This window comes from Rufibacter sp. JT3400010, assembly GCF_054956755.1.
The window spans coordinates 137402-150391 of sequence record NZ_JBUDXA010000008.1 but is presented as its reverse complement, the minus strand read 5'-3'; the positions used below and the strand labels follow the sequence as shown (position 1 = coordinate 150391).

Genomic DNA, 12990 nt, shown 5'->3' with positions numbered 1-12990 from the left:
AGCTCAGCAATGCGTGCGGACACGAGCGGGACGCTCGCGCCAGCGGAAGAGTCAAAGATGGATTCTTTAAAAGTGACACTTGCTGGTTTGTGTCTGTTTCAAGTAAAACAGCTTCAAAACGCAAATTTTACTGCTGGTAAGGGCACAAATAAAAAAGGCGCCGGAGAATTGCTCCCCGACGCCTTCACTTCAACTTAAAACAACGGATTATCTATCAATGGGCAGGTCAATGTCCACGTTGATGAACCTGATTTCACCGTCTTCCAGTACCGCTTCCACGACTGCATCTTTCCGGATGTCACCAGACAAGATAGCTTTGGACAACTCATTCAGGATACGGCGTTGCAGCACACGCTTCAACGGACGGGCACCGAACTGCGGATCGTAACCTTCGTGGCCCAGGAAGTCCAGTACTTCGTCGGTGGCTTCCAGACGGATACCGGTGTCTTCCAGACGCTCCTGGATGTGACGGAACTGGATGTCCACAATTTTCCGGATTTCGCGGGAGCTCAACGGACGGAACATAATCAGTTCATCAATCCGGTTCAGGAACTCAGGTCTGAGTGTTTTCTTCAGCACCTCAAACACCTCGTCACGGGTCCGGTCAATGGTTGGCTCTGGGTTCATCTCATCCAAATCCTGGAAGTTTTCCTGGATAATGTGCGCGCCAATGTTTGACGTCATGATGATGATGGTGTTCTTGAAGTTAGCCACCCGACCTTTGTTGTCGGTTAACCGGCCATCATCCAGCACTTGCAACAAGATGTTGAAGACATCTGGGTGTGCTTTCTCAATCTCGTCCAGCAAAATCACAGAGTATGGCTTCCGGCGAACAGCTTCAGTCAGCTGACCACCTTCATCATAACCCACGTATCCTGGAGGCGCTCCCACCAAACGGCTCACGGCATGACGCTCCTGGTACTCACTCATGTCAATCCGTACCATGGCGTTCTCGTCGTTGAACAAGAAGTCAGCTAAGGCCTTGGCAAGCTCAGTTTTACCCACCCCGGTAGTACCCAGGAAGATAAACGAACCGATAGGGCGTTTAGGGTCTTGCAGACCAGCCCGGCTACGGCGCACGGCATCAGAGATAGCGGCAATGGCTTCTTCCTGACCGGCCACGCGACGGCCCAGTTCTTCTTCCAGGTGTAACAGCTTCTCACGGTCGCTTTGCAGCATCTTGTTTACCGGTACCCCAGTCCACTTGGCTACTACTTCCGCGATGTCTTCAGAGGTAACTTCCTCCTGCAACATGTGGTCGCCGTCTTGCTGCTCTTGCACTTGCTGCTGCAATTCTTTCAGCTTGGCTTCGGCTTCCTGGATTTTACCATAACGCAACTCCGCTACTCTACCGTAATCACCGGCACGCTCCGCTTGCTCGGCTTCCAGGCGGTATTGCTCAATGGCCTCTTTCTGTTTCTGGATACCTTCAATCACCTGTTTCTCGCTCTGCCACTTGGCGCGTAACGCGTCACGAGTTTCGCTCAGGTCAGCAATCTCTTTGGAAAGTAGATTCTCTTTCTCTTTGTCGTTCTCGCGGCGGATGGCCTCGCGCTCAATCTCCAATTGCATGATTTTGCGCTGTACCTCGTCCAACTCTACTGGCAAGGAGTCAATCTCAATGCGCAGTTTAGACGCAGCCTCGTCAATTAAGTCAATGGCCTTGTCTGGCAAGAAACGGTCAGAGATGTAACGGCTGGACAACTCCACGGAAGCAATGATCGCATCGTCTTTGATGCGCACGCCGTGGTGCAGCTCGTATTTCTCTTTGATACCGCGCAGGATAGAGATAGCATCCGGAATGCTTGGCTCATCTACCGTTACGGCCTGGAAACGACGCTCCATGGCTTTATCCTTCTCAAAGTACTTTTGGTACTCTTTCAAAGTGGTAGCACCAATAGCATGCAATTCCCCGCGAGCCAAGGCTGGTTTCAAGAGGTTAGCCGCGTCCATGGCACTATCGCCACCGGCACCAGCACCAATCAAGGTGTGGATCTCGTCAATGAAGAGCACAATCTCTCCTTCAGAATCTACCACTTCTTTGATGACCGCTTTCAAACGCTCCTCAAATTCCCCTTTGTATTTGGCACCCGCCACCAGCAGACCCATATCCAAACTCATGATGGTTTTGGATTTCAGGTTCTCCGGCACGTCACCAGACACAATGCGTTGGGCCAGACCTTCCACGATGGCAGTTTTACCCACACCTGGCTCACCCAACAGAATCGGGTTGTTTTTGGTCCGGCGGCTCAGAATCTGCAATACGCGGCGGATTTCTTCATCACGACCAATCACCGGGTCAATCTTACCTAAGCGAGCCTGCTCGTTCAGGTCAATAGCGTAGCGCTTGAGGGAATTGTATTTTGCCTCGGCATTCTGGTCCGTTACTTTAGAGTCACCGCGCAATTCTTTGATGGCGGCTTTCAAGCCTTTCTCCGTAATACCGCTATCTTTTAAAAGAGTAGCAGTTTTGTCGCGACCCACCAGCAAGCCCAGCAATAAGTGTTCAATGGCCACGTACTCATCACCGAACTCCTTTAAATAAGAGTTGGCTTTCTGTAAAGCTGCGGCTGCGTCATTGGCAAGATAGGGGCTACCGCCAGTCACCACTGGATAAGCTTTCACAATCTCGTCCAGACGCGTGTTGAATTGGTTCACGTTCACCCCCAGTTTCTTCAGGTAGAAACCAGTCACGTTCTCATCCGTTTGCAGAATACCCTTCAGCAAGTGCCCCGTCTCGATGGCCTGCTGCTGGTTGCCGCCGGCAATCTCGGTTGCCTTCTGCACGGCCTCCTGCGATTTGATGGTATAATTGTTAAAGTTCATAGCTTTATATCGTCTTTGCGTAGTTTCTAAGTTTGTTACGACGATAATAGCAAATGAGGTGCCGAAGCGTTTTTATGCTGTTTTCCGGAAAATATGTCATAAAGAAGAACCCTCTTAGTTAACATAATCAGACAAAACGTCCTAAGTAAGGTTCTCTTTATTAAACTAATGACGCATGTCCACTGCTTAACTTCTGCAACAAGAGATACAGCATGCTGTAAATTTCCCGGAGTTCAGAAATGTCCAGAATGGCTTCGTCTTTGGTGAAGGTCAGTACGGTTTCGGGGCCGGTTTCGTCTGCGTCATCGTGGAGTTTGAACTCACAAGATTTATGCTTCAGCAGTAATTGATGAAGAGTAGGGTCAGCGAGCAGGCTTTTGAGGGTGTCGGGTTGGTTCGTTTTAATGATGAAGGCGTCGTCAAGGTCTGGGTTACCCAGTTCTATGTCTTCCATCCCGAAGAACTTCCCAAGCTCGTCCATAAAGCCTTGTTCGTGCAAGGCAAACCTTAAGGCAACATGGCTGGGGACGGGGGCCATGAACGTGGTAGAAGAGATGCCTCCTTCAAAACCTCCGCCTAAATCAATATCAATGTCAAAATAGATGGGTTGTCCGGCTTGAGTTAGCTGGGCCGAATATTGCAGCAGTTCTTTCTGGTTGGCCATGTCATAGGCTACCAGGTGCCAAAGTTCTTCTTCAGTATCGGCGGAAAAGGATTTAATTGTTTCCATAGTGTTTTTAGTTGGCGAGGCCCAAAGCAAAAGCCCCGGATACGCTAAAGGACGTAAGACCGGGGCTTTGGGTTAAGATGCTGAATTGGGAAAGGCTGTTAGGAAGCTGGTTTTAAGCCTTACTTTCATGAAACAAGGCTAAAACGCTCCAGACACAGGACTCAGAACTCTTCATCATTCCATGTTCTTGAAGAAAACCGGCGAGTTGCCGTACAGCGGGGTAGAACCGTTCCATTTCTCAATGAATTGCTGCTGGATGAGAAGCGGGGTTAAGGTTTGCTGACGCAGTTTGTTTGCCTCGGCTTCGGCCTGGGCCTCTACTATTTTCTTGCGCGCCTGGGCTTCGGCTACCTTTAATTCGTTCTCTACTTGCATAGCCTGTTGCACGGCGCGGTTCTTGAGGTTCACGGCCCGCACAATCTCCTCGGGGTAAGACAAACCACTGGTCATCTGCTCCAGTTTGAAGCCGTCTTTCTGCAAAGCAGCATCCAACGTATTCTGGACTTCGGTCTCAAACTGCTGCCGCTTGGAGATGATTTCCTCGGTGCTGTACTGGTTTAACTGAATTCGGAAGGCGTCTTTCACATAGTTGAGCAGGGTGGTTTGGGTGATCTCATTGATGGTTTTGCGGTACTTTTTGAAAATCATGGGCGAAGCGCCCGCTTTCACATAAAAGGAAATGGTGGGGTCTACCGTAAACACCGAACCATCTTTGGCGTTGACCGTGAACGCGTCATAGTCATAGGTCTGGATGAAGGTAGGAAACTCGTAGACCTCCTCGGTGAACGGGTTGAACCACACCCGGCCGGTAACCAAAGACACATCCTGCACGCCTTTGCCGGTACCGTACAATTTCACCAACACGCCTTCATGGCCGGCGTCTACGCGGGTGCAGGACTGGGTGAGCGTCACCCCGAACACAATGATTAATAATATGCTGACAATACCCGTAATAACTCGGCGGTTCATTGGTTTTTGATTTTAGATAAGAGAAAACGAATCAGAAAGTAGTTCACGGCAGCCAGCAGCACAAAGAAACCCACGCCCATGGCCACAGAGGTGTCTGAAGGAGCTCGTAGCAGTTGGGCGACTTGGGTAAAGAGTAGAATGTCTGCAATCACCACTCCCAGCAATAAAAGTAAATATAGAATATTCATGGGTGTAGGTCACCGGTTAGGGCTTATTGCCAGGTAAATGAACTCTAAGTCAGTATTGTATATGCAATATCTACAATACTATTTGTTTTCAAAGGGCCAAAACGTAAAAAGCTCAGTTAACCGGGTTAACTGAGCTTTCTTAAGTGCTGAATTCTAAAAGAAGGGCTTATTTTACTTCCTTCATCCGGTTTTTAATTTGGAACACCTAGGCTTTGGTTTGCAAATAAGCTTCAATGGCCTGGTTCATGGTGTCTATCTCTTCTTTGGTATTGTAGTAGCAGTAAGAGGCTCGCAAAGCCTTATCCACATTCAGGTGCTTCATCAAGGGCTGTGAGGCAAGTTTGCCGGCTTTCACCGCGATGCCCCACTCATCATTCAGGTATTTTTCCAGGTCTTTTACATCTACCCCGTCAATGATGAAGGACACTACCGGTTCTTTCTCGGGGGCCGAACCCAGAATATGCAGCCCCTTTATCTGATTTAATTTTTCTAAACCGTATTCAAGCAGTTCCTGTTCATAGTCGGCAATGGCTTGCATGCCCAGGGCGTTATGGTAATCAATGACTGCCCCTAAGGCAATAATATCTGCAAACGAGGTGGTGCCGGCCTCAAACTTTTTAGGCAGGGAGGAGTAGGTGGTTTTCTCAAACTCCACAGTTTCGGCCATCTCGCCTCCTCCGTTATGCGGCGGTAGTTTCTCCAGCCAATCGGCTTTGCCGTACAAGACACCTACGCCGGTGGGGCCACTCATTTTATGCGCCGAGAACGTGTAGAAATCGCAGTCAAGGTCCTGCATGTCAAGGGGCATGTGCGGAGCGGTTTGCGCTCCATCTACCAGAACCGGTACCCCTTTCTTGTGGGCCATGGCCGTGATTTTCTTGATGGGGTTTATGGTGCCCAGTATTTGCGAAGAATGCACCAGGCTTATGATTTTGGTGCGCTCAGAAATCATGTTCTCTAGTGCCTCTAAGTCAAGTTCCCCGGTTTCTGTGATGGGTACTACTTTCACCACGGCTCCTGCGTCTTGTGCTGCCATCTGCCAGGGCACAATGTTGGCGTGATGCTCCATTATAGTAGTAATGATTTCATCCCCTTCTTGTAGCAAACCGCGCGCAAAGCCCAAGGCCACTACGTTGATGGCTTCGGTGCAGCCCCGCACGAAGACAATCTCTTTACTGCTTTTGGCTTTGATTAGGTCTGCCAATTTCTGGCGGGTTTCCTCCACCATCTCGGTAGCCTTTTTGCTGGCGGTATGCTGTTCATTGGGTTTGCCGTACTCGTTGGCATAGAATTCACTGAGCCGGTCTATCAGCACTTGCGGCTTCTGCCCGCTGGCGGCGCTGTCTAAGTATATAAAGGGTTTGCCGTTCAACTGCTGCTGGAGCATAGGGAAATCCTGCCGTACGCGCTGCACATCAAAAGAGGACTTCTTCAAGGCTTGGGCTGCTTCTTTTGCTTTCTCTTTTACTTCCATTTACTTCCGGTTTTGAATGAAACATAGATACCTGTTGGCTGGAAAAGGGATTTAACCTCATGCTAACCCTGTAAGTATACTAGAGTCATTGGGCGGAGTTAGTGATTTAAAAGCCGGAAACAATAAATTTAGTACATACACCGGCTTGGTTCCGTAGTAATCTGGAATTCACACCTGTTTTACCAGATGCGCTCTTATGGCCTGAATCAATGCACCTCAGTTTTGTACACCTCAGCGTAATGGTCGGCTAGGCGGGTGGGTTCTGGTAGTTTGTGTTTGATGGCTGTTTGCAAAGCGATGGCTGTCGCCGATTCCAAATCCATCAGGTGCCCCGGGGAGACAAACACGGGTTTCACCTTGTCTTTGGTGCGAATCACGTTACCGATGTGTTCTCCCCGATGGGTGAGCGGCGTGATGCTTCCCTTCTCCATTGCCGGTTCTTCGTGCTTGCCCGTCAGTACTTTCTTGGCCACGCCCATGGTAGGTTTATTCAGCAATACGCCCAGCTGACTCGCAATACCCAGTCTGCGTGGGTGCGCTATGCCGTGTCCGTCTACCATGATCAAGTCTGGCGTATGTTGCAGTTTTTGGTACGCTTTGACCAGATTAGGCGCTTCGCGGAAGGCCAGAAAACCGGGAATGTACGGCAACTCCACAGGAGCATAGTTCCACACACTTTCCACCAGCTTCAACTCCGGGAACGTCAGCACCACAAACACCGACAAGATATTCTCGCCAATAAACGATGAATCACAACCGGCCAGCAACTTCAACTCAAAATCCGGTTTCTGGATTATCACCTGTTTTCGCAGTATCTCTTGCTGCTCAGTTAATTGTTTTACCAGGTGCGGATCGGGTGGGGGAAGTTGTTGGTACCAGGCCATTGTAGGGAGTTCTGAGTCTTGAGTTCTGAGTCTTGAGTCTTTCTGTTTTCGGGCTATTTTAAGGAAAGCAGCCTGAAAACGTTTGATTCCTTTGCTCATACGTTTGTCTAAGGCCAGAGATACTTGCCCCGCCTTTCTCAGGCACTGCAGGGAACCGAGAGGTCTACAAACAACACGCGCCATTGCCCATTCACCTGCCCGAAATGAAACCTGAAACCGCTCCAGGTATGCAGAACGGTTATGGAAACCAGTTGCTGGTTCTGGGCTACTTTGCTTTCTGCCTCAATGGGCAAACTGGCGTATTTATAGGCATCGCTTTTCCTGAACAAAGACGCTTCTGCTACAAAACAGCCCTGTTGGGTGAAGTTGTTGTTTTCGCCTTGGCAGGTGAGAGTGGGCAGAACCTTTACCTCCTCCAAGTCACAGTGCTGAAATTCTTCCCTGATAGACAGAAAGCTTCGCTGCTGCGCATCCGTCCGCCGGAAAGTAGTGATGTCTATGAGGTGCATAAACTGGGGTACTGCTCCGGGCGTCTCTATGATGTACAAACCGAGCTGCGGGTCTATGTAGGTATTAAAAGCATCGGCATCCTGCTTCTGTATGCTTTGGGCAAATTTTCTGAAAAACTCCCCAAAATCTGCCTGGCCCGGCTGCGTGGATTTCCGGACTACTTCGTCCTGCAAAACGTTCAGGGTGTCTTTTGCCAAGACATCAGTTTGCTGCTGTTGCTCTTTTGGGAAAGTAGTGGCTGGGTTTTCTCTTTTTCTGGAAGTTGAGTCTGAGGAGGAATTGGGTCGGCAACTTGCCAGAAAGCAGAAAGTTAAGCCTAGTATATTTCTGAAAGCCTTCATGCCTTGTATACGCATGGTGTACGCATAAGGGCTGCTGCCATCATGGGCGTTACTCAGGTCTTATCTTCCCTTCCAAAGAAAAGAGCCTGCCTATAAAAAAGATGCCCACTTTATTAGAGTGGGCATCTTTTTTATAGGCAGGCTCAAAAGCGTGCTACGTCAAGGCGTCTCAAACGCTTTCTGTTTTATTGCTTAAAGAATCTGCTGACAGCTTTATCAGATTTTACCAGATACAATCCGCTTGCTAATTCCCGAACAGATACTTGCACCGATGTCTGGTTTTTAGGCAGTACTACTGTTTTTACCAGGTTGCCAGCCGCGTTCAGGATGTAGTAGGTTTGATCTACAGTAGCGCTAGTAGTTGGCTTAATGGTCAGGTCTTCAGTTGCCGGATTTGGGTAAGTAGAGAGCGCAACAGCGGCAGTGGCACCACTATAGGTCAGGTAAATAGTCTTAGAAGTCTCAGATTTACCGTCATAGTCATGCTGCGTTAAGCGATAGTAATTGATGCCTGTTGTAGGGGCGTTATCAAGGAAGGAGTACTTCACAATTGTTGCGCTGTTACCTGTTCCTTTTACCTCACCAATAGCTTCAAACGTCTTACCGTCTACGCTGCGTTCCACCACAAACCGATCATTGTTGATCTCAGAGGCAGTAGACCATTCCAGTTTAGCACCGTTTACCATCTTTTTCACTTCAAAAGAAACCATGGTTACGGGTAACGGGGTAGGAATCGCGCTTTTGGTAGTCATATCTGGATTGATAGCAGGTAAACTCGCATTTCTCCAGGAGATATCTGAAATCCCGATGTTTTGCTGCCCACTAGATTGACCATTTAAAACACCGTTAGAAAAGATGATATCCACCTTTGCAACAGCTTCTAAGAACGTAACAGTAATATCTCCTTCGGGGTTATTGTCATTGACCTCGTTAATATTATTACCATCCCATGGATTGGTGTCTGTTGGATCTGTTTTGCTTCTGAATAGATATTCATTTCCTGCTACAACAAATTCATTGTAAGTAGTGACTTGCGCGTGTTCTTTCTTAGGAAGAACAGTAGTGCCGTCTGCGCGGTAAGCAATAATTTTTACAATGTCACGGTTAATGCGTGGCGTCTCGTCCACATCATTGATGGTGAAAGATAAGCCCTGAACAGGTGCAGATAAGGAAAGTGTGCTTCTTGTGTAGTTCTCAGTGCCTACGCCTTTGTAGTAGTTTTGTACGATGGCGAAACTTTCCTTTGCTTGAAAATCTTTAGTAACGTGATGTCTCCACATGTCTATGCCAGGAGACAGGTAGTTGCTCCATTGCATTTTTACACCATCAGCTTCATAAAAGCTGTTTTTGGTGTTATTGAGTCCTGCAAAGCTAAAAGGATCTTCTCCTACTTCTCTAGATGACCATTCAAAAACAGAGGTTGGAGGAAGACTAGTGATTGCACTTGAAGAATTGAAAATGGCACTAGGCTCACCTCCAAAAGGCACGCCTGTCACAGTGATATCATCTAGGGCATAGGTAGAGTTGCCTTCTGAATTATATGTCCACCGTAGTTCTACCCGGCCTTTATTGAAGCATTCTTTCAGAGGTACAGTTACTACATCCAATTGATTTGGATTTACATCTATCAATTTCTCTGCAGGAACGTACTCGCCTCCGTTAAAACGGTATTCTAATTTTATAGCTGGAGTGCCCGTTTTTTTTGCAATCCAGCTTACGGTAATATCCTCGTACCCACCAGCTGAGAATTCACCCAGAGTCAAGGTGTAAGTGCCAGCAGTGGAGCCTGTTTGGATGTATTCCCCACGGGAAGCCTTCAGAGGGTAGCCTCCTGTGGCCAGAGGAAGTACTCCATTTTGCCAGTTAGAGGCCAGGTTAGTGACCGTGCCGGAAAAATTTTCATGGTAGATGGTTGTTCTTTGTCCATACACCTCTACTTGCAGTAGTGTGAGCACTACGCAAGCAATGAGCGTTTGTAAAGTTGACTTCATAAAGGGAAATATAAATTTTGGGGTTTAGATATAGGTCGGGGTGCTGTTTGTTAGTTAGCGTATAAAATTTTATAAGATTCGTTAGTATAATGCTAAAGTGTACACATCTGTGCTTCTAAAGTGCACAAACTTATATTTATTTTAATAATTGTACAACCTTTTGGAATTGATATACGTAGCAAAGGATTAACAATATTTTATTAATTATTTGAATGATTATAATGTTTTCAGCTTTAGGAGGGGTTATATTTAGATTATTTATAAAATAGTTATATTTAAAATATTTTAAATTAATTTTAATGTAGAAATAGTGAATAGCAGATATGGCATTCAGGGTTGGCTTCAGATGCTTTCTACGCATTAAAACATAAGCAATTCGCTTCAGAGAGTTTCAAGGTATTCAGATCGAAAATTCAGGATGCCGCACCTTGTTGAAAAAGAAAGTATTACATGGAAACTGCTGTCCCTAAAATATCTACTCCTGACATGTTGTGGGTGATAATGGACAAGGGTATTTTCTCCAGGAAATGCGTAGCAGCTATTCTAAGGAAGTAAGAAATTATTGAAGAAAAATAATTTTCAGAGAAGTTTCTGTTTTCACAAGCGTTCAAATGAAGCTGCTCCTCCTGAATAGACTAATCCCTGTGCCGCCGTGTACGTAAGCTGAAAGGATAGGGGCTCAACTGCGCTTCGGGGTAGCCTATATTAAAAACTCGCTTATATTTGCTTGGGGAACCAATCTTTTGGGGAGACGCCCGGTTCTGAGGCTGTTCTAAGTTTGAATGGTTTCCGGCAGTATTCCTTAACTTTAAACGAAAGAAATGTCAAACACCACTAAAATCATCTATACCATCACAGATGAGGCGCCGGCTTTGGCCACGCAGTCATTCTTACCTATTGTCAAGGCGTTCACCAAAGCCGCCGGTATTGAAGTAGAAACCCGTGACATATCCTTGGCGGGCCGTATTCTGGCTACATTCCCGGAGAACCTGACCGCCGAGCAGAAACAGAACGATGACCTGGCGGAACTTGGCGAGCTGGCCAAAACCCCGGAGGCCAACATTATTAAGTTGCCGAACATTTCGGCCTCAGTGCCGCAGCTCACGCAAGCCATTAAAGAACTGCAGGCGCAAGGCTATAACATTCCAGATTATCCAGCTACGCCGAAAGATGAAGCCGAGCAGGAAATTAAAGCCCGTTACGGCAAGGTATTGGGCAGCGCCGTGAACCCGGTATTGCGCGAAGGAAACTCTGACCGCCGCGTGGCTGATGCCGTGAAGCAGTACGCCCGCAAGAACCCACATTCTATGGGTGCCTGGTCAGCAGACTCCAAATCGCACGTAGCCCACATGGACGGCGGCGATTTCTACGGCACCGAGCAGTCTGTGGTAGTGGAAGAGGCTGGCAGCGTGAAAATTGAATTCGTAAGCGCCAACGGCTCTACCAGAACTTTGAAAGAAAACATCGCGCTGAAAGCAGGCGAGGTGATTGACTCTTCGGTGATGAGCAAGAAAGCCCTGCGCGCGTTCTTCGAGAAAGAGATCGCTGATGCCAAAGCGTCTGGTATTCTTTTGTCTTTGCACCTGAAAGCCACCATGATGAAGGTCTCTGACCCAATTATGTTCGGCCACGCGGTAACCGTGTTCTTCAAAGAGGTATTTGAGAAGCACGCCGAAGTACTGAACCAGATTGGCGTGAACCCAGACAACGGCCTAGGCGACCTATACAGCAAAATCCAGAACCTGCCAGAAGACCAGCGCGCGGCCATTGAAGCCGATATCAAAGCCGTATATGAAAACGGCCCGGCTTTGGCCATGGTAGACTCAGACAAAGGCATCACCAACCTACACTTCCCCAATGACGTGATCATTGACGCGTCTATGCCAGCCGCTATCCGGACCTCGGGCAGAATGTGGGGCGCCGATGGCAAACCGCATGACACCAAGTTCATGATTCCAGATCGCTCTTACGCGGGGATTTACCAGGAAGTGATCAACTTCTGCAAAGAGAACGGCGCGTTTGATCCTAAAACCATGGGCACTGTGCCGAACATCGGGTTGATGGCCCAGAAAGCCGAGGAATACGGTTCACATGACAAAACCTTCCAGATGACCGAGGCCGGAACCGTGCGCGTGGTAGACGCCAACGGCAACGCGCTGATGGAGCAGAAGGTAGAGGAAGGCGATATCTTCAGAATGTGCCAGACCAAAGACCTGCCTATTCAGGACTGGGTGAAACTGGCCGTGACCCGCGCCCGCATTACCGGCGCCCCTGCCATTTTCTGGTTAGACCCACAGCGCGCGCATGACGCTAACCTCATTAAGAAAGTAGAGCGTTACCTGCAGGACCACGACACCAACGGCCTGGAAGTAAAAATCATGTCGCCGGTAGAAGCCATGCGCTATTCTTGTGAGCGTGCCAAAGCTGGTCAAGACACTATCTCTGTAACCGGTAATGTACTGCGTGATTACCTCACGGATCTTTTCCCGATTATTGAGTTAGGCACCAGCGCCAAAATGCTGTCTATTGTTCCGTTGCTAGATGGTGGCGGACTGTTTGAAACCGGGGCCGGCGGATCTGCGCCTAAGCACGTACAGCAGTTCCAGGAAGAAAACTACCTTCGTTGGGATTCTCTGGGCGAGTTCCTAGCCCTGGCCGTTTCTCTGGAAGACCTGGCTTACAAGACCAAAAACGACAAAGCCGCCGTGCTGGCTGAAGCCCTGAACCAAGCCAATGCCGAGTTCCTGGAGAAAGACAAGTCACCGGCCCGTAAAGTAGGCGGCATTGACAACCGCGGCAGCCACTTCTACCTGGCGCTTTACTGGGCGCAAGCCTTGGCAGCCCAAACCAAGAACGAAGAACTGAAAGCCAAGTTCTCTGACCTGGCCAAAGGCTTAACCGAAAACGAAGAGAAGATTGTACAGGAGCAAATCGCGGAGCAAGGCAAACCGGTTGATATGGGCGGTTACTTCCACCCAGACTTCAGCAAGGTGGCAGAAGCCATGCGCCCAAGTGCCACCTTGAACGCGTTTATTGATCAGTTTTAGTAAAACTGTATTAAAATGGAAAGGCCGCTT

At 48.4% G+C, this 12990-nt stretch carries 9 protein-coding genes; 1 reads left to right on the top strand and 8 read right to left on the bottom strand.

The window, feature by feature from the left end; genetic code table 11:
- Window positions 1-207 precede the first annotated feature (207 nt).
- The 8 genes from clpB to ACY0JR_RS10480 form a co-directional block, all read right to left on the bottom strand.
- On the bottom strand, window positions 208-2826 hold the full coding sequence (clpB, locus tag ACY0JR_RS10515) for an ATP-dependent chaperone ClpB (RefSeq protein ID WP_462634022.1): 2619 nt from the start codon (window positions 2824-2826) through the stop codon (window positions 208-210).
- 160 nt (window positions 2827-2986) lie between these two features.
- On the bottom strand, window positions 2987-3556 hold the full coding sequence (locus ACY0JR_RS10510; RefSeq protein WP_462634021.1) for a hypothetical protein: 570 nt from the start codon (window positions 3554-3556) through the stop codon (window positions 2987-2989).
- A 174-nt stretch (window positions 3557-3730) separates the two neighbouring features.
- Window positions 3731-4525 carry a prohibitin family protein gene (locus ACY0JR_RS10505; RefSeq protein WP_462634020.1) on the bottom strand — a complete coding sequence of 265 codons (795 nt, stop codon included), beginning with the start codon at window positions 4523-4525 and terminating at the stop codon, window positions 3731-3733.
- Window positions 4522-4713 (bottom strand): hypothetical protein, encoded by a 192-nt coding sequence (locus ACY0JR_RS10500; RefSeq protein ID WP_462634019.1) that lies wholly within the window; start codon window positions 4711-4713, stop codon window positions 4522-4524. Before ACY0JR_RS10500 ends, ACY0JR_RS10505 begins: the two co-directional genes overlap by 4 nt.
- Before the next feature lie 205 nt (window positions 4714-4918).
- Complete coding sequence (locus ACY0JR_RS10495; protein ID WP_462634018.1) at window positions 4919-6187, bottom strand: aminotransferase class V-fold PLP-dependent enzyme; 1269 nt, start codon at window positions 6185-6187, stop codon at window positions 4919-4921.
- A 206-nt stretch (window positions 6188-6393) separates the two neighbouring features.
- On the bottom strand, window positions 6394-7170 hold the full coding sequence (nfi, locus tag ACY0JR_RS10490; protein WP_462634017.1) for a deoxyribonuclease V: 777 nt from the start codon (window positions 7168-7170) through the stop codon (window positions 6394-6396).
- 38 nt (window positions 7171-7208) lie between these two features.
- Window positions 7209-7937, bottom strand: coding sequence for a hypothetical protein (locus ACY0JR_RS10485; RefSeq protein WP_462634016.1), 729 nt, complete (start codon window positions 7935-7937; stop codon window positions 7209-7211).
- A 170-nt stretch (window positions 7938-8107) separates the two neighbouring features.
- Window positions 8108-9913 carry a T9SS type A sorting domain-containing protein gene (locus ACY0JR_RS10480; protein WP_462634015.1) on the bottom strand — a complete coding sequence of 602 codons (1806 nt, stop codon included), beginning with the start codon at window positions 9911-9913 and terminating at the stop codon, window positions 8108-8110.
- An 821-nt stretch (window positions 9914-10734) separates the two neighbouring features.
- On the opposite strand from ACY0JR_RS10480, the gene ACY0JR_RS10475 reads away from it, so the two are divergent.
- A complete protein-coding gene (locus tag ACY0JR_RS10475) occupies window positions 10735-12960 on the top strand; it encodes an NADP-dependent isocitrate dehydrogenase (protein WP_462634014.1) in 2226 nt (741 codons plus the stop codon).
- Window positions 12961-12990: the final 30 nt, after the last annotated feature.

Excerpts from the sequence above, each read along its gene's own strand:
- clpB (WP_462634022.1), bottom strand. The coding sequence starts at position 2,826 with ATGAACTTTAACAATTATACCATCAAATCGCAGGAGGCCGTGCAGAAG.
- ACY0JR_RS10510 (WP_462634021.1), bottom strand. The coding sequence starts at position 3,556 with ATGGAAACAATTAAATCCTTTTCCGCCGATACTGAAGAAGAACTTTGG.
- ACY0JR_RS10505 (WP_462634020.1), bottom strand. The coding sequence starts at position 4,525 with ATGAACCGCCGAGTTATTACGGGTATTGTCAGCATATTATTAATCATT.
- ACY0JR_RS10500 (WP_462634019.1), bottom strand. The coding sequence starts at position 4,713 with ATGAATATTCTATATTTACTTTTATTGCTGGGAGTGGTGATTGCAGAC.
- ACY0JR_RS10495 (WP_462634018.1), bottom strand. The coding sequence starts at position 6,187 with ATGGAAGTAAAAGAGAAAGCAAAAGAAGCAGCCCAAGCCTTGAAGAAG.
- nfi (WP_462634017.1), bottom strand. The coding sequence starts at position 7,170 with ATGAGCAAAGGAATCAAACGTTTTCAGGCTGCTTTCCTTAAAATAGCC.
- ACY0JR_RS10485 (WP_462634016.1), bottom strand. The coding sequence starts at position 7,937 with ATGCGTATACAAGGCATGAAGGCTTTCAGAAATATACTAGGCTTAACT.
- ACY0JR_RS10480 (WP_462634015.1), bottom strand. The coding sequence starts at position 9,913 with ATGAAGTCAACTTTACAAACGCTCATTGCTTGCGTAGTGCTCACACTA.
- ACY0JR_RS10475 (WP_462634014.1), top strand. The coding sequence starts at position 10,735 with ATGTCAAACACCACTAAAATCATCTATACCATCACAGATGAGGCGCCG.